At 70.7% G+C, this 16,783-nt stretch carries 13 protein-coding genes and 1 pseudogene; 3 read left to right on the top strand and 11 right to left on the bottom strand.

What is annotated here, in order from left to right:
* Window positions 1-442 precede the first annotated feature (442 nt).
* The 3 genes from ACQEVU_RS11340 (at window position 443) to ACQEVU_RS11330 (ending at window position 3,977) form a co-directional block, all read left to right on the top strand.
* Window positions 443-1,906 (top strand): glycosyltransferase 87 family protein, encoded by a 1,464-nt coding sequence (locus ACQEVU_RS11340; RefSeq protein WP_433322682.1) that lies wholly within the window; start codon window positions 443-445, stop codon window positions 1,904-1,906.
* An 80-nt stretch (window positions 1,907-1,986) separates the two neighbouring features.
* The gene (locus tag ACQEVU_RS11335; protein WP_433322680.1) at window positions 1,987-2,757 is read left to right on the top strand and encodes a hypothetical protein; all 771 of its coding nucleotides are present in this window, start codon (window positions 1,987-1,989) and stop codon (window positions 2,755-2,757) included.
* 629 nt (window positions 2,758-3,386) lie between these two features.
* Complete coding sequence (locus ACQEVU_RS11330; RefSeq protein WP_433322679.1) at window positions 3,387-3,977, top strand: hypothetical protein; 591 nt, start codon at window positions 3,387-3,389, stop codon at window positions 3,975-3,977.
* A 145-nt stretch (window positions 3,978-4,122) separates the two neighbouring features.
* Here the strand turns inward: ACQEVU_RS11330 and ACQEVU_RS11325 are convergent, their stop codons facing one another.
* The 11 genes and pseudogenes from ACQEVU_RS11325 to ACQEVU_RS11275 form a co-directional block, all read right to left on the bottom strand.
* Window positions 4,123-6,867, bottom strand: a complete 2,745-nt coding sequence (locus ACQEVU_RS11325) for a TniQ family protein (RefSeq protein WP_433322678.1) — start codon at window positions 6,865-6,867, stop codon at window positions 4,123-4,125.
* The gene (locus ACQEVU_RS11320; protein ID WP_433322677.1) at window positions 6,864-7,988 is read right to left on the bottom strand and encodes a TniB family NTP-binding protein; all 1,125 of its coding nucleotides are present in this window, start codon (window positions 7,986-7,988) and stop codon (window positions 6,864-6,866) included. The genes ACQEVU_RS11325 and ACQEVU_RS11320 overlap by 4 nt, the downstream gene beginning before the upstream one ends.
* A complete protein-coding gene (locus ACQEVU_RS11315; RefSeq protein ID WP_433322676.1) occupies window positions 7,898-9,958 on the bottom strand; it encodes a helix-turn-helix domain-containing protein in 2,061 nt (686 codons plus the stop codon). Before ACQEVU_RS11315 ends, ACQEVU_RS11320 begins: the two co-directional genes overlap by 91 nt.
* Window positions 9,955-11,523, bottom strand: coding sequence for a TnsA-like heteromeric transposase endonuclease subunit (locus ACQEVU_RS11310; RefSeq protein ID WP_433334896.1), 1,569 nt, complete (start codon window positions 11,521-11,523; stop codon window positions 9,955-9,957). Before ACQEVU_RS11310 ends, ACQEVU_RS11315 begins: the two co-directional genes overlap by 4 nt.
* Window positions 11,497-12,573 (bottom strand): annotated as a pseudogene (locus tag ACQEVU_RS11305) (M23 family metallopeptidase); the annotation flags it as partial. The pseudogene ACQEVU_RS11305 and the gene ACQEVU_RS11310, both read right to left, overlap by 27 nt.
* Window positions 12,570-13,097: a hypothetical protein gene (locus ACQEVU_RS11300; protein ID WP_433322675.1), complete on the bottom strand. Its 528-nt coding sequence runs from the start codon at window positions 13,095-13,097 to the stop codon at window positions 12,570-12,572. The pseudogene ACQEVU_RS11305 and the gene ACQEVU_RS11300, both read right to left, overlap by 4 nt.
* The gene (locus ACQEVU_RS11295) at window positions 13,094-13,378 is read right to left on the bottom strand and encodes a hypothetical protein (protein WP_433322674.1); all 285 of its coding nucleotides are present in this window, start codon (window positions 13,376-13,378) and stop codon (window positions 13,094-13,096) included. Before ACQEVU_RS11295 ends, ACQEVU_RS11300 begins: the two co-directional genes overlap by 4 nt.
* A complete protein-coding gene (locus ACQEVU_RS11290) occupies window positions 13,375-13,647 on the bottom strand; it encodes a hypothetical protein (protein WP_433322673.1) in 273 nt (90 codons plus the stop codon). Before ACQEVU_RS11290 ends, ACQEVU_RS11295 begins: the two co-directional genes overlap by 4 nt.
* Window positions 13,644-14,285: a hypothetical protein gene (locus ACQEVU_RS11285; RefSeq protein ID WP_433322672.1), complete on the bottom strand. Its 642-nt coding sequence runs from the start codon at window positions 14,283-14,285 to the stop codon at window positions 13,644-13,646. The genes ACQEVU_RS11290 and ACQEVU_RS11285 overlap by 4 nt, the downstream gene beginning before the upstream one ends.
* Window positions 14,282-15,958, bottom strand: a complete 1,677-nt coding sequence (locus ACQEVU_RS11280; RefSeq protein ID WP_433322671.1) for a type IV secretory system conjugative DNA transfer family protein — start codon at window positions 15,956-15,958, stop codon at window positions 14,282-14,284. Before ACQEVU_RS11280 ends, ACQEVU_RS11285 begins: the two co-directional genes overlap by 4 nt.
* A protein-coding gene (locus ACQEVU_RS11275) for an IS5 family transposase (protein WP_433334894.1) occupies window positions 15,952-16,748 on the bottom strand; the annotation gives its coding sequence in 2 pieces (ribosomal slippage) (window positions 15,952-16,409 and window positions 16,409-16,748; 798 coding nt in all). Before ACQEVU_RS11275 ends, ACQEVU_RS11280 begins: the two co-directional genes overlap by 7 nt.
* Window positions 16,749-16,783 lie beyond the last annotated feature (35 nt).

Here is a 16,783-nt window from a genome sequence, read left to right as displayed (position 1 = left end):
GGCCCAGGTCTCGCCGGGGTGGTGGGTGCAGCTGGTTGCGCGGCCGGTGCCGGGACGGTCGGTAGGGTGGGGTTGGCGGCGCGGATGGTGATCATCATCTGTGTAGGCTCCAGTCGATCTTGTCGGGCTAGTGCTGTCTGGCCTGCGCGTTGGTCGCGGCTGCTCATCGGTTTGTCGCCTCTGCGTTCTCATCGATCTGCCGTTTTCTTCCTGAGGCGCTGAGCGCTGGTTCGGCCCTGGCGTGGGCCCCGGGTTGGCTCCTGCCGCGCGATTCGGGTCGATGTAGGGGTCGCCGCGTGGCTAGGCTGCGGCGGTGGTTGAGCGGTGGAGTGCGCGTGGGCTGTGGTCGGCCTTTGTGGCCGTAGCGCTGTTGTCGAGCGTGTTGGTGTTGCGTCGTCCGGCGTTTGATCGCCTCGCTGACCTGCAGGTGTATCGGGGGGCGGTGCGGTGGGCTCAGGGCGGTCATCCGCTGTATGAGTACGCGGCCGCGAACGGGGATCCGTTCACGTATCCGCCGTTTGCCGCGCTGGTGTTCTGGCCGTCCGGTTGGCTGCCGGAGCAGGTGGTCCAGGTCGGGTGGTTGTGCGCCGTCTGCGTCGCCGTCGCGGGAATCGCTGTGGTGGTGAGCCGGCGGCCCGACAGCGGCGAGCGTCGTGGCCTGTTCGCCGCGGCGGCCGCGTTGGTGTTGATCCTGTCGGCGCCGGTGCAGAGCGACCTGCGGTTCGGTCAGGTCTCGGTGTTCGTGGTGCTGCTCGCGCTGGTGGATGCACTGGAGTTCCTCCCGCCGAGGTGGCGCGGGATCCTGATCGGGGTGGCGGCGGCGGTCAAGCTCACGCCGCTGTTGTTCGTGGTCTATCTGGTGCTGGTCGGCCGGCGTCAGGACGCGTTGCGGGCTGTGGCGGCGTTCGTCGGCGCTGGTGTGCTCGCCGCGGTGGTCCTGCCGGCGGACAGTTGGCAGTTCTGGACCCGCACGATGTTGACCACGTCCCGGATCGGTGACCTGGCCTCGTTGGGCAACCAGTCGTTGAACGCGCTGCTGGTCCGGGCCGGCGTGGATCAGCAGGACAGGCCGTTGATCTGGGCCGGCCTGGTCGTGGTGATCTGCGGCCTGGCGTTGTGGCAGGCCCGGCGGCTCGCCGGCCAGGGCCATCTGGTCCATGCCGCGGTGCTCGTCGGGTGTGCCACGATCGCGGCCTCCCCGGTCTCGTGGACGCATCATCAGGTCTGGACCGTGCTGGCCGGCATGCTGCTGGTCGCCTCGGCCAGCGGCAGCCGGTGGGCGTTCGGCGTGTTCCTGGTCGTGGCCATGACGTTGAACCTGGGCAACGTCGCGTTCGAGCTGGTCCCGACCCCGGGACTGCAGTACCTGTTCGACAACGCCCGAGGGCTCGGCGCCGCGGCGGTGTGCTGTGTCGGCTTCGGCGCGTTCGTGCGGCATCGGCGCAGCGACCCCGCGCCGGTCGCCCGTCGCGTGGCCGTGGCGCGAACGGCAGGGCTGGTCGCGGCTGGTCTGCTCGTGTTCGCGGTGCTGCCGCTGCCGGCCAGCAGCGATCCTGACCTGCGCATGTTCTCGCTGGACGAGACCCGGGACACGTTCTCCGGCATGACCGTGACCTGCGATCCCAGCCCGTGCGACATGACGTTTGGCGGCCAGTTGCTGCTCAACTACGGCATCGGCTCGGACGGGCGGCGCCACGTCGTCAACGGGTGGGTCAGCGCCCAGGTCGCCCGGCTCGGGATGCGGACCGCGCCCGGAGCACCGATCCACTTCGTGCCGATCATGGACTTGGGCGACGGTCAGCGAGTGTTCGCCTTCAGCGGCGAGAACCTCGCGTATGGCCAGTTCCTGGAGTACGACGCGAACGGGCGGCTGCTGGAGAACCCGCCCCGCGACCTGTGGAAGTAGGCTCGCGGCGCCCCAGGGCGACAACGGCGGACTCATCGATCTGCCGCTTTCGTCATGTCGTTGGGCTGCTCGGGGCTCGGGTGAGGCAGCGCACCGTAACGGGTGAGCAGTTGCCGGATATCGGGTCGGGCCAGCCGGTCGAGGAGTCGCTGGCCGCATGCGGTCAGGGTCATCGGCTGGTAGCGGTTCTCGGCGCGGTGGACGAGCGTCGCACCGATGTCGTGTTCGAGCCGGTCGAATTGAAGGAACAGGTTCGGCTTGTGCGACGAGACAGTGCAAGCGGTCCGGATGGCCAGGCTCTGCCGAGCGGACATATTGATCTTGTTGTGGTTGACGACTCGTTGTTGCGACGGCCTGCCGGGCTGCGGCGGCGTTGGGCGGCGTTGAGGGTTTCCGCGTCTGGCGTTGTGGTGCTGGTGTTGATAGCCGGGTTGATCGGAGCGGCGTCCGGGGGCGCCTGGGCGCAGTGGGAGCAGCGAAGGATGGAGTCGGCGCGAGTCTCGTTGTTTATTGCGGTAGCGGATCTTTCGTCGATCGAGATGTCCAACGGCAGGGTCTCGATCGACGGAAGCGTGGCGGTCGCCAACGGGGGCCCACTGCCGGTCGAGGTGCCGGGTCCTGGAGGCGGAGATTTTCTGGTGTGGGGTCAGCAGCGGATCGCCGCGGCCACCGCTGCGCGCCTTCCAGTGAATGTCCGGATTACGTGCTCCGCCGGCGTCGAGCAGCGGCCATTGCCGCTGGCGTTGGTGGTGGTCACGGCCGACGGCGTTCGACGCGCGGTGGAGATGAAGGTTGATCTGGCGGGGCGCTGGCAGGAGATGGTGGCGCACGACTGCCAATTGCCGCGTTGAGTACCCACGCGCCGACCGCTTCTCAACGGAATGTCGCGAAGTGACAGACCGAGGGACAGACCGATGAGCAAGTGCAAGATTCATTGGGAACCTACAATCTGTGTAGGTTCCCGTTGATCTTGTCGGGCTGATGCTTGCTGACCTGGTCTTTGCGGGTGGTTTCTCATCGGTTTGTCGCCCGCTTCTTCTCATCGATCTGTCAGTTTCTTGTTGACCTTGCTTGTCTCGGCGTGCGTGGCAGCAGCGCGACGCGTGGTGGAGAGTTGCCGGGCGCCGGTGGGCGAGTTGCCCGAGATCTGGACCGCACCGCTCGACACGCACTGCCGGTTGAGGCGTCGGGTTCTTCGGGCGGAGACTTCTCGTCTGGGGTCAGCAGCGGGTCGCTGCGGTCGCGACGGCGCGGTTTTCGGTGAGTGTCCAAATTGCGTGGTCGGATGGCGTCGAGCAGCAGCCGTTGCCGGTTGTGTTGTCGGTGGTCGCGGCTGACGGTGCGCGCCGTGCAGTGGCCGTGAAGGTTGATCTGGTCGGGCGTTGGCAGGAGATGGCGCAGGACTGCCAACCTGCCGCGTTGAGCATGCAAGTTCCGCCGTCATGTCGGCCGGTTGTCCGAACCTGGATACGTTGGTTCGGTGCGCGATGCAGTGGGCCGGTCTCTTCCGGACGGCGTTATCGATCTTGACGTGGAGTGTGGACTTGCGGCGCGGTCGGCGACGGGGCCGTGGCGTCGTTGGCGACGGCTGGCGACGGCGAAGGTGCCGGTCTTCGGCGTCGTGACGTTGGTCGTGCTTGGGGCTCTGGCGGGCGCGGCGGGTGGATGGCAGTGGACGGTTGCGCAACAACGCAGCCGCGACGCGTCCGTGGTCTCCTTGTTCGCTGCGGTGGCCGAGCTCGAGTCGGGTGGCGGTTGGCAGACCAGCGTGACGATTGAAGGCACGGTTGCCGTTGTGAATGGCGGCCCTCTGCCGGTTGATGTTTCGGTCGTGGCCGACAGCGAGGACTTCAGGGTCAAGGGGCAGCGGCGGATAGCGCCGGGTGCGACCGACTGGTTTCCGGTGACGGCGACCGTGTGGTGTTCGGATGATGCGGCGGTGAGGCCGGTTCCGGTAGCCCTGCATGTCGTCACGGCCGACGGTGTCGGCCGGGTGGTGACGGTTCAGTTGCAGCTGAGTGGTAGCCCGTGGGCTGAGTTCGTTATGCAGTCCTGCTTGCCCCCGCGTTGAGGTGCGCGATGCCGATGCTTGGCTGTTGCCGGTCTCGTTGAGGCGGGTCGTGGTCATCGTGGGTGCGCTTCCCCGGTGTCTGTGCGTACGTTCCTGTCGATCTTGTGGGTTGACGCTGTCTGACCTGGCTCTTGGCTGCTGCTTCTCATCGGTTTATCGCCTGCTTCTTCTCATCGATCTGTCGTTTCTCGATGGCCTTGAGTCGTCGTGGCTTGGTCTGGGTCGGCGGGGCGTAGAGGTTGAGAAGGTGTCGGATGTTGGGCCGGGCGAGTTGTTGGAGCAGTCGTTGGCCGCGCTGGGTCAGGGTCATGGGCTGGTGGCGGTTGTTGGTGCGGTGGATGAGGGCGGCGCCGATGTCGTGTTCGAGCCGGTCGAGTTGGTGGAACAGGTTTTGTTGGTGCAGGCCGAGGGCCTGGGCGGCGGCGTTGATGCTGGGGTGGGCGGCGGTCTGTTCGAAGCGGCGTAGTCGTTGCCAGCCGTGGCGTTGGCCTTCGGCGGCGCGGCGGAGGTCGGTGGGTAGGGCGGGGTGGCGGCGGGTGTTGACGGCGTGGCCGGCGCCGCCGGAGGGGCGGGCGGGGATGCCGAGGCGGTGGCGGTGTCTGCGGATGGTTTCGTGGCTGAGGCCGAGTTCGTTGGCGATGTCTGTGTTCGGGCGGCGTAGCGCGCCAGCTTGTTCGCGGAGCCAGTCGGGGTCGATGCGGACCCGCTGGTTCTTGGGGTTGGTTTCGCGTGGTGGTCTCGGCGTGATGCGGGACCGTGCTGGGGCGGCTGTCCGGAGGGTTGGTGCCTTGTCCGGCTTGCTGCGAAGTTCGCTGACGGACTTCTTCCGACGGATGCCGACCGGGACGGCGTGGGCTCGGGCGCGTTCGGCGACAACTTGGTATGGGATGCCGATGGCGTCGGCGAGGTCTCGGAGGGTGCGGCCGGCTTGGTGGTATTCGCGGTCGAAGAACGCTTTGGTGAGCTCGGCCGCCGCCCGGTCCCGTGCTTGGCGGGCCGCTGTTCGCGAGTTCCATCGCAGTGCCGGCGGGGGCCGGTGGAACTGCTGTTGGGCGTAGCGGACGTGCTCGGCGGTGACGCCGAGCCGGCGCGCGACGGTGGCGACGGCGAGGTGCTCGACGTCGAGGAGCGTCCGGGCGGTGGCCAGGTCGATGTCGCGAGGTTCGCGGCCGGGCAGGACGAGCCCGGCGACGCAGTCGGCGGGTGGGCTCCAGATGAGTGGTTCGTCGATGCCGGCGGCGTGCAGCAGTTCGGTGGCATGGCGGTCCAGGGCGTCGCGTAATGCGGTGGTCATGGTGCGGCTGAACTGCTGCAGTGCGGTGCGGGCGACGCTGCTGGTGATCGCGAGTTGGTGTTGGGGGTTGGTGAGGTCGGCGCCGGTGAGCAGTTGGAACAGGTAGCGGCGGGCGGCGAGGTGGCGGCCTGCTCGGCCGGGGTCGGTGCCGGCCTGGTAGGACAGGTCGTGCCATTGCTGCTGGGTGAGGGTGATGTCGGTGAAGGTGGTCCGGCGGCGGCGGTAGTCGATCGGTGATCCGTGCTCGTCGAGGTAGTCGGCGAGGGCGCAGATCGCGATTAGGGTCTCGGGGTGGTGCCGGGCAGTGGTGGTGAGGAAGACGCCGGTGCTGGAGCGCCAGGGGCCGAGCTCGGCGGCGGCGTGGAGGTTGCGGGCCGGGTTGCCGGGGATCAGCAGCGCCTTGGGGATGTTGGCGGCGACCTCGGCGACGTGCGCACCTCGGGGTGCCAGGAACCGGACCAGCCAGTCGGGCCAGAGGTGTTGCGGGACGTGCCGGGCCCGGTCGGCCGCGGCGCGGGCACCGGGTGTTCGTGGTGTGGTGGTGCAGGTGCGGTAACGCAGCCGCTCCCCGGCCGGTAGCAGCGTGTCGATCGCGGTGAGGATCGCGCGGCGCAGCGGCTCGGACAGCCGGTCGAGGCGTCGCTGGGACAGCATCGGCCCGCGCGCGGGCGGCCCGTCCCCGTCACCGCGCTGGACGGGCCGGTGGGCGGTATAAACGTTGCGCAGCAACGGCATGACCCGTTCCGCGCGGTCCCGGTCGTCGGCGGTGAGGACGCTGACGGCGTGGGTGGCCATCGCGGCGGCGATCAGCCCGGCGGTCGGTGGGTGGCGTTTGAGGCCGTGCATGCCGTTGCGGTGCGTGATGAGCGCGGCGGCGGTGTCGTCGCCGAGGTGCTGCAGTTCGGCGGGTTGGATGCGATGCAGGAACCACGACGCGAGCGCGTCGAGGTCGCGCAGGTCGGTGACCGCAGCGTCGTCGAGGCGGTCCAGACGGGTGTTGATCCAGGCCTGGGTGGCCAGCCGCGGATCGGCCGGGTCGAGCGGGAGGATCGGGTGGGTCTGCAGGTCGCCGTCGCAGGCGGAGGCGTGGCGGGTGGTGCCGAGTGTGCAGCGGGTGGGCGGGGCGAGTCCGGACCGTTCGGAGATCAGGCTGCGTGGGGTGCGATGGCAGGCCGGGCAGAGCACGGCGAGCAGGGTGTGGTGGGTCGGGCAGGCGAAGGTGTAGGGCAGTTGCCAGCGGATCGGCCACCGCCCGTCGAACTCGGCGAGGCAGGCCGGGCAGAACCGCGAGCCGGGGATGGGCCGCCAGCCGAGCCGGTCGAACTGGTCGAGAACCGCGGCCTCGAGGGCTCCGGCGGGCAGGCCGGTCTGTGACTCGATGCGCCGCAGCAGTTCCGGCGGCAGTTTCCAGGTCAGGGCGTAGTTGCGCCAGACGGCGAGCCGGTCACCGAACCCGAGCGCGGTGGTCAGCCAGCGCAGCGGCATGCCGTTGCGGTGCGCCAGCCGCAGCAGCCACGAGTCGATGGCCTCACCGTCGCCGAGGTCGATCCGCAGCGGCAGCGTCCGCGCTGCGCGCGTCGCGTTCGCGGTGTTCACCGCGGCACCACCGTGGACGTGCCCGCCGGGGCGGGTCGCGACGCGGGCGGCCGACCGGGCCGGCGGGCACCGGTCAGGGTGGCCTGGAGCTGGTGGCGGGCAGCTTCGGAGGCTTCGTCGATCCGGATGGTGTCCAGGAGGTCCTGGGTGAGGGACTCGGCGCCGGTGCGGATGGCTTTGTAGCAGCCGCGGGTGATCAGGGTGATGAACGAGCCGATGTGGCCGGTGGCCCGGGCGAACAGATAGTCGTCGAGGTCGGTGAGCATGCCGGGGTGGGCGTCGGCGAGCACGAGTTGCCATTCCGTCGCTTTGAGCAGGCTGCGCCAGTGCCTGCGGCCGGCCGGGTCGGCGACGTGGAACGGGGGGAGCTCGAGGCGGGTCCAGCGGCGGGCGATCTGGGCCATGACGGCGCTGTCGCCGGTGAGCCCTTCAGCGAACAGACGCCGCTCGGCGAGCCCGACGCCGGCGTAGATGAACGTGACGGGCAGTTCGTTGGCCAGCCATTTCAGGTGGTTGGAGACGTCGACGCCGTCGCGGCGGTTCGGGTCGATGAAGTGCAGGTCGTCGATGATCCCGATCCGGGTGTGGCAGGACAGCACGCAGTCGACGGCGAAGCTGGCCAGCTGCGCTGCGTTGGCGCGGTCGGTGCCGGGATGACCGTAGAACTCGCAGATCATCCGGTTGAGCGTGCGCAGCGTGGTCCGCGAGGTCAGCCCGACCCGGAACACCGGCAGGTGCTCGTGCCCGTCGCCGGTGCGTTCGCCGTGCCGGCGCCGCTGAGCGCGGTCGAAGTCACGGGCGAACGTGTTCGCGATCGTGGTCTTGCCCAGGCCAGGCAGCGCGTCGATGACCGCAGCGCCACGGACCCGGTCGGGGTCCTGCCGGTTCGTCGCCACGATCTGGTCGAGCTCGTCGTGGATCGCCGCGAGCTGCGGGGTCTTGATCGTGCCGAAGTTGGCGTGCCAGTCGTGGCGGGCGTCGTCGAAATCGGCGCGGGCGTCGGCGCCGAGCCGGCCCAGCTGCCGGCGCGTCAGCAGCTCGGGGCGGACCCGCGACGCCGCGTCGGTCCAGCGGCGCCAGCCTTCCTTGCGCGACAGGGTGTAGAGCGCGGTCCCGGCCATCCGAGCACCTCGAACGCGTCGTCGTAGAACCCGCCGTCCAGGTCGGCCTCGTCATCGTCGTCGCCGTCGACCACCGCGACCGGCTCGGCCCCGGTGCGCGGCAGCGCCGCCGGCCGTGGTGGTGCCGGGAGGGCGGCGTACTCGGTGGCCAGCCGCACCGCCATGCGCCGTTCCCGCCGTTCGGTGACCAGGCCGGTGTCCCACCGCTGCAGCAGCTCGGCGAGGGCCTTCGCCGGGTCGAAGCCGCCGGCGCCCCCAGCGGCGAGCCGGCGGGCGTGCGCGGCGGCCTCGGCCGAGAACGGCGTGCCAAGCATCGGCTCGTGCTCCCAGTCGAGGCGATGCCATTGCTGGTCGGCCGGGTCCTGGAACCAGGCGTGCCGGACGTCGTCCGGGTTCACCCGGATCGGCCACTTGCCCGCCAGGACGCCGCCGTAGGGGCTGCGGGCGTTGCGGTAGCCGTCCAGCGCGGGCCCGTTGTAGGGCAGCCCGTGCACCTCGACGCCGTAGTGCTGGATCGAACGGGCGGCCACCGGCAGGAAGTCCAGCGCCAGCTCTGGCGTGGCCGGGATGCGCAGCAGCCCGGCCTTGCCGATTCCGACCGCGAACATCTCCGCGGGCGACAGCTGCACCTGCGGCCACTCCGCGACGGTCAGACCGTCGTGTTTCGCTCGGTGGTAGACGGTCGCGACCCACTCTCGGATCACGTCCTGCAGCTCGTGCAGGAACAGGAACGCCTCGTCCTCGAGCCGCTCGCCCCGCGAGTAGATGTCCGGGCCCTTGTAGGCCGGCAGATGCTGGACGAGACCCTCCCGCAGGGTGCGGAAGAACCGCTCGACCGTCGGCTTGTCGGTCGGCTTGTGCGGCTGCGCCGGCTGGATCGAGATCCCCAGCCGGGTGCAAACCGCCCGGACATGCCCGGACAGGAACACCTTGCCGTGATCGACCACGATCGTCTCCGGCGCGCAGACAGGCTCCGGCGTGGTCCTGTCGTCGACGAGGACCGTCTCCGGGACGCCGTGATAGGGCCAGGCCGCCTCCCGCGGCCAGGCGGCCGGTTCCGACCGCCCGGCAACGGCCTCGTAGAGGACCCCGGCCACGTCGACCGCCTTGGTCGACACCGGCGTGACCCGCAACCCCACGATGCAGCGGGTGAACAGATCCTGCGCGACCGTCAACTGCGCCCGGACCCACCGGCAGGTCACCGGCTCCATCGCGAACACGTCCAGGTCCTGGGTGTCGAGCACCACGTACTCCCCCGGCCGGGTCGCGCGGAGCCGGCCGTAGACGCCCTGCGGCCGATCGGCGATCGACCGGCGGCCCTTCGCGCTGCCCGCGACGGCGTTCGTGCCCTTCGCAAGCTCGGCCAGACGGCGGTAGGCGGTAGCCGTCGACGGCTGCACCACCACACCCGCGCCGTGCTGCTCGGCCAGCAGCGCCGACACCGCGGTCAGCAGCGCGGCCCGCGTCGGCGTCGAATCGGTCACCTTCGCCGCCATCACCGCCCGCGCCGCGTCATCCCACCGCGGGTCCACCCGGCTGCCCAACCCGGCGATCACCCGGGTATCGACCAGACCGGCCTCGCCATCGCGCCGGTAGGCCGCAATCCACCGCTGCAACGTCCGCTTCGACAGACCCAACTCCGCCGCCTTGGCCGCGAGCCGATCCCGCAGCCGAGAACCATCGAGCTCCAACAGCTCGCGGACATGCCCGGCGCGTGCGGCGACCTGGTCGCGCTGCGCCTTCGTCAACCCGGCCAGCACCGCGCCGACGCTGCCCGCGGCGAGCGTCTCGCCCGGTGCGTCGACCGCAGTGCAGCCGGCCACCAGTCGACCGAGCGTCAGCGCCTGGAACTGGCCGGTGCGCTCGTTGCGCACCGTCACGCCGCTGCCGTCGAACGCCACGACCTGCACCAGATCGCCGTCGAACAACAGCTGTGCGCCTATCCGAACGCTGACGACAGAGCCGTTCATGCGATCACCCCCGCGCGCTGCTCGGCCCGCCAGATCGGCGATCCGCCGCCAAGAGCGACCGACAAGTCGCACCTCAACTGGTGTGACCACAGCAGGTGCAGCACCACCGGCCGCACGTGCTCCTGCGGCGCGATCAACCGCGCCGCCCGCTCCAGACCACCGACGCTGACCTGGCCGTCAACCAACTCCAGCACCGGTGCGCACAACCGGGCGTCGATCGTGGACGATCGCCGATACCCCGCCAGGAACCGAACATTGGCCAGCACGACCGGGTCGACGCCCGACCACACCTCGAACGCCCAGCCCCGCAGGCCCATCAGCTCCGCGGTCCAGGCGAACGCCGCCGCGATGACCGGGTCCGCCAGCCGGTGCGCCGGCTTCACGTCCACCACCGTGACCCGGCCGTCGCAGTGGTGTAGCAGCAGATCCGGCACATGCCGGCGACGCCTGCCGCCGACCACCTCCTCGAGCTGGAACGGCTGCGCCACCATCCCGCAAACGCCAGGGTCGAAGTCAGCGAGCAGGATCCTCGCCAACTCCAGGCGACTCTCGTAGGCCACAAGCCCACCGGTCGTGGCCGACCAGTACCAACCGGAGTAGAAGGTGCGGCCCTTATACCACCGGAACTCGCGCACCGGACGGGCGGCGAGTAGCGCCTCCAGCGATACCCTGGCGACGGTCGCGCTGACCAGCTCGTCACCAGCCGCAGGACGGTATCTCACCAGCGCCGAGGAACGGCGATCTTCAATCTTCGTAGGCATGCCCGGATAGTCGACCAACGGAACCACCAGCTCGCTGAGCCACGCCGACCCGTCCATTCGTCGCCGCCCGTCGAGCGGCGCACTGCCCGTGACCACGGATTCGGGCTGTGCACACGTCGGTGTCACGCGAGCGCACGTGCCCCCCACGCCAGGCCGACACTGCCGGGGCGCAGAAAGACAACCACGTCCCACCCATGCCGGGTGACGTAGTGTCCAATTCGACATCCGGCAATATCCGTAACCGCCGGACCGACCGGCGATCAACGCCAGGAAGGCGCAGCTATGACGCCGCTGACCGACCAGCTTGACGCAACCCTGAGCGAACTCGCACTCAGCACGCAGGATCACCATGAACTCGACGCGCAAGGACAAGGCGTGTACGACCCCGGGGTGTCGCATGGCGCCGTCTGGGGTTGGCAGGTGACAGTCAGCTCCGACTTCGTGCACGTCACGGCACAGGCGAAGCCGATAGCGCCGACCCGAGCAGAAGCGTTCACCAGCGCCGAGAACCTGTTCGACCGGCTGGCCGCACTGCTGCCCAACTACGCCTACAGCACAGTCGGGGCATGGACCGTCTATGACTACGTCAACAACGTCGTCGTCGGTTGGGTGGGCAGCATCTCGATCAAAGCCCGACGTACGCGGCGCTAACGCCGGTAGATGCCCGCAGAAGGTATCCGCTGCGGCGCTTACTTCATCGAAATGTCGCGAAGTGACAGATCGAGTGACAGGTCGATGAGAAAGTGCAAGATTCACTGAGAACCTACATCTGGTTCCTCCCAGCGGTGCGCCGTGTGCGGCCATGAACGGTGCGGGATCCCGCGAGTTCGCGTTGGCCACTTGGCAGCGCTGGCCGCTGGGGCAGTCGACGCCCTCATGGACCTCGAAGTGCAGATGGGGTCCGGAGGAGTGGCCGGAGGTCCCGACGAGCCCGATCCGTTGCCCGGCTTGCACGTGCTGGCCGACGTAGACGTCGGGGCGGCGGACCATGTGGCAGTAGCGGGTCGCGATCCCGGAGCCGTGGTTGACATCCACGTACCAGCCGCAGCCGGGCGTGCTGGGGCTGCCGTCGATGTCGCAGTTGCCGGTGTGGCGGTCACAGTCGGCGTAGCTCACGGTTCCGGCCGCTGCGGCGACGATCACATCGTTGCGTTTCGCGGCGAGGTCGTCGCCGGCGTGCAGCCGGCCGCCGCGCGGCCCGTACGGGGAGACGATGTTGCCGGGGACGGGCTGGACCCACCCGGAGGCGGACGGGTTGCCGGGGGCGGCGCTGCTGTCGCAGTTGGCCAGGGAGGCGCCGGGCAGTTCGTCGATCGTGGCGGCGCTGGTGACGTCGGCGACGACGCGTTCGGCGTCCTGTTCCCATTTGGCGTAGGCGTTCGGGTAGGCGCTGCGTTGCACGGCTTGGGCGGATTTGGTGAGCGGCATCTGTTCCCAGCCGTTGACGGTGAGGAGTTTGCGGTAGAACTGGGTGCTGGCGTAGACGGGGTCGCGCAGCTGCTCGCGGCTCCCCCAGCCCTGGCTGGGCCGCTGCTGGAACAGGCCGACCGAGTCGCGGTCGCCGCCCGGCGTGTTGATCAGGGACGACTCCTGCATGGCGGTGGCGACGGCGATGACCCAGCCGCGGGCCGGCACGTTGAGCTGCTGGCCGGTGCCGACGATGATCGCGGCGTTGCGGACCTGCGGGTCGGCCCGCCACGGTCCCACGTCATGCAGCCCGTCGGTGCGGACGGTGACCCCGCCGGTGAGGATGGGGGCGCAGGCGCTGGCTTCGGTGACGCCGAGGAAGACCACGAGGCCGCAGCAGCCACACACGACGAGGACGACCACGGCGACGGCGGCGGCCCACTTCATGACATCGCCCCAGCGGGGGGTTCGGGCGGCTGCACGTCGACGACGAGCCAGCGGCTGTCGTAGCGCACGCAGGTGATGGTGATCGGCCCGGCGTCCGTGCCGACGGCGGCGACGACCGCGTCGGTGGTGGCGCTGGTGACGGTCGGCGGGCCGGTGATGCGGGTGGCGGGCCCCATGGCCGGGTCGACGGTGGCGAGCTCGGCCGCGTAGGCGGGCGCAGCGTACCGGGCGACGCCGGTGTACCAGTGCTGCTGGTCGAGGTCGGGCCGGGTCCAGGCGGTCGCGAACGCGGTGATGACGTCGAGCGCCGCCGGGTCCGGTGCCGCCGAGGTGTCCGGCTGCGCGCCGTCATCGCCATCGTCGTCCGCCTCCACCGGTGCGGTCGTGCCCGCAACGCCGGTCGTCGCGGTAGCTGGTGGTGTCGTCGGCCGCTGGCCGGCCCGGCCGCAGGCGGTGAGGGCGGCGGCCGTGACCGCCAGCAGGATGCTGACGGTCACCAGGCGCCGGCCGGGGTGGGCAGTCATGGGGCCTCGTCGGGCGGCGGGGGCGGCGGCCAGCCGCCCTGCGCGGCGTTGAGCAGCTGCGCAACGGCCCGCAGCTGGGTGTGCAGCTCGGTCAGGTGCCGGGCGCGGCCGGCGGCCGGGACGCGGCGGCTGCGGTGCAACGTTTGGTGTATCCCGTCCAGACCTGCCTCGACCTTGTCGAGGGTCTGCCCGTACCGGACGCGGTCGAGCGACGGTTCCGTGGCCGGCCGGTCCGCGTGCTCGGGCGGCACTGCTGCGGGTGGTTCGGTGACGGTCGTCATGACGCGTCCAGGTCGGCGTCGTACCGGCCGTCGACGCGGCCGTCGTCTTGCGCGTCGAGTTCCTCGTCGCGGCGTCGGTCGTCGTCGAGCTGCTGTTCCTCGAGTTCATAGTCGTGGTCGGGGTCGGTCATGGTCTGCTCCTGTCGCAGGTCGGCGCTGCGCTGCCGGAACTCGGCAGCGATGTCTCGGATGTCGTCGACCGTCTCCTGTACGGCGACGACGACGTCGTCCCAATCGGCCCTCGACGCGACCGGGGCTGGCTGGCTCATGACGGCCCACCCCCTGCGCCCGCCACGCCGGGCTCGCCCGCCGTCGGTTGCGGGGCAGCGGGGATCGGTCGGCCGGCGAGGTCTGCGTGGGCGGTGTCGAGGGCGGTGTCCCGCCAGCCGTCCGGCCAGGCCAGGTCGGTGGCGGGTGGGATGTGGGTGCCGTTGCGGCACCGGTTGACGTCCCAGCCGCGCAGCCGCTGCCGGGTGCGGGCGAAGTTCTCGAGCCAGCGCAGCGGTGATTCGGGGTGGGCGCGCGGGTCGTAGGCGGCGTGCCAGGCCGCGGCGAGGGCGGTGAGTTCCTCGACCATCGGTGGGTGCGCGGGCCAGCACGCCGGCAGGTCGGCGGTCAGGCCGAAGCGGCGGTTGAGCCAGCCGACCCAGTCGATGAGCCACAGCCACAACGCGGTCGCGCCAGGCCGGTCCAGCTGTGACCAGCGCAGCTGCGTCGGCGCGCCCGCCGCCGGGCCCTCACGCTGCTGGTGTTGTTCGGCGACCTGCCGGCTGAGGGCGACGTGCGCTTCGGCGAGGTCGGCGAGCATCCCGCGGACCTCGGCCAAGCCGGCGCCGAGCAGGGCGGCCGCGCGGAGGTCCGGCGGCGCGTCGTCGGGCAGGTCGAAGGCGAACGGCTCCCCGGTCACGGCCGGCCCCCGCCCTGGGTGGGGCTGGCGGTGGCGAGCATGCGCCGGAACGCCGCCTGGTCCTCGCGCAGCCGCGCGGCGTCGTCGCGTTCGTACCACGCCGGGATGGTGAGCTCGAGCGGGGGCAGGTTGCCGATGAGGGCGACCGCCCGCCCGGCGGGCAGGGTGCGCAGCTCGGCGAGGTCAAGGACGGGTTCGCGGCGGACCTGTTCGGAGACGCTGGCGCGGCCGCCGCCCCAGCTGTGCGAGGACGACACCTCGCGGACCTGTCCGGCCAGGGCCTGGGCGTCGCGGAGCGCGGCGACGTCGGCGGACCCGCCGAGGTGCAGGATGCAGTTGGCGGACGCTTCGATCGCTTGGCCGCCGGCGCGGCCCCAGCGTTCGTGGAGCTGGTGCCGGTTCTGGGCAAGGACGTCCAGGACGACGCCGGACCCGCCGGCCTCCGACATCAGCGACGGCAGCGACGTCAGCGGGGCGATGTTGCTGATCTCGTCCCCGATGTAGTACAGCGCCGGTTCGACCCGGCCGCCGGGCGACGCGAACGCCTGCTCCCGGGCGTGGTAGAGGATGTCTTCGCTGATCGCGGCGAGCAGCGGGGCGACGCTGGCCTGCGCGTCGCGGGTGCCGACCAGGTACAGGGTGCCGCACTCGGCCAGCCACTGCAGCGGGTCGAACTGCTCGCCGCGGGGCGGGCTGACCGTGGCCAGGACCCGCGGGTCGGACACGGCGTCCAGGGCGCCGGAGACGACGGCCTGGATGCTTTCCCGGCCCCGGCCGGACGACTCGCGGTGCAGGGCGAGCCGGTCGGCCCAGGCGTGCACCCCGTGGTGGCGCAGGATCCGTTCGGCGCGGGGGTTGCTCGGGGTCTGCGCCCAGGACAGGACGTCGATCATGGTTGCGTGCTCGTCGATCGCCGCGGCGTGCAGCAGTGCCCGGATGAGCATCGCGGCCTGCTGCCGGAAGTACTCACCGTTCTCCACCGTGCTGCTCAGCCCGGCCCCGGCCGCGAACCCGGCGGCGCGGATCCAGGCGACGGTCGGGTCTTCGGCCCCGACGAGCGGCGACCAGCGCAGCCGCGGCACCCCGGGCAGCGTCCCGCGCGGCTCGAACACGAACGTCGGCCCCAGCGCGTTGCGGCGAGCGAACGTGACTTCGGCGGTTTCCAGGCGGGTGCTGGTGGTGATGACCGCGCCGCGGGCGTCGACGATCGCCGGGATCACGATCCTCGAGGTCTTGCCGGAAAAGCGGGGCACGCCCATCGCGAGGCGGTTGTACTCGTTGGCCAGATACCTGGGCTGGCCGGTCAGGGTGTCGACGCCGAGGAACCGGCCCGTCTCGAGCGGGTCGCCGCGGCGCGCCGTCTTGGCGGCGGCCTCGGCTGGGGTGTCGCGGTCGGTCACGGTCAGGCCGGGCCGGACGATGTCGGTGCGGGCGCGGACCGCGGCGGCCGACAGCAGCCTGTCGACCTCACCCCGGCCGGCGAACCCGGTACGCCGCGCGAACCGCCGCACGGCCAGGACCCCGCCGGTGATCAGCGCGCCGAGATGCGCGCCGAACAGGACGGTCCACAGCAGGTAGAGCAGCCACGGCGGCGGCAGCACGGGCCGGGCCGGGGCGGGCCAGGCGGCAGCCGGGTCGCCGAGGTGACCGGGCAGGCTTAGAGGTCCTAACAAAGTCGCACGACGTGTCGGTACGTGATGATGCAGGTGGCGAGGCCAAGGAAGGCTTCGTGGATGTCGTCGCGGCGTTCCCACCGGATGCGGAGTCGTTTCATCCCGTGGTACCAAGCGATCGTCCGCTCAATCACCCACCTGAACACGCCGAGGCCGGAGCCGTGCGGTTGACCGCGGCGCGCGATGCGGGGGCGGATGCCCTTGGCCCGTACCGCTCGGCGGTACTTGTCGTGGTCGTAGGCGCGGTCGGCGAAGACCTCGTCGGGGCGTTGGCGGGGCCGGCCGCGGCGGCCCCGCACGGGTGGGACCTTGTCGATCAGCGGCAGGAGTTGGGTGACGTCGTTGCGGTTGCCGCCGGTCAGTGAGACGGCCAGGGGGATGCCGGCGCCCTCGGTCAGGACGTGGTGCTTCGAGCCCGCTCGGGCGCGGTCGACCGGGCTCGGACCGCTTTTGGGCCGCGCCGGGCGGCGCGGACGTGGGAGGAGTCGATGACCGCTCGGGACCAGTCCAGCTTCCCCGCGCCCTGCAATTCGGCGAGGAGCAGTTCGTGCAGCTGCTGCCAGACCCCGGCGCGGTTCCATTCCTCCAGACGCCGCCAGCACGTCATCCCGGAGCCGAATCCGAGCTCCTGGGGTAGGAACTCCCACTGGATCCCGGTATGCAGCACGAACAAGATCCCGCACAGCACCTGCCGATCCGGGATCCGGTTCCGACCGGGTCGCCGTGGATCGCGTGGGACATGTCTGGGCAGCAGCGGCTCGATCCGCTGCCACAGCCCATCGGGCACGATCCACGGCGGCTGTTCACCACGCCGCACAGCTCAGC

This window comes from Dactylosporangium sp. CA-139066 (genome assembly GCF_050936175.1).
Lineage (GTDB): Bacteria > Actinomycetota > Actinomycetes > Mycobacteriales > Micromonosporaceae > Dactylosporangium.
This window is presented reverse-complemented; position numbering and strand designations above follow the sequence as displayed.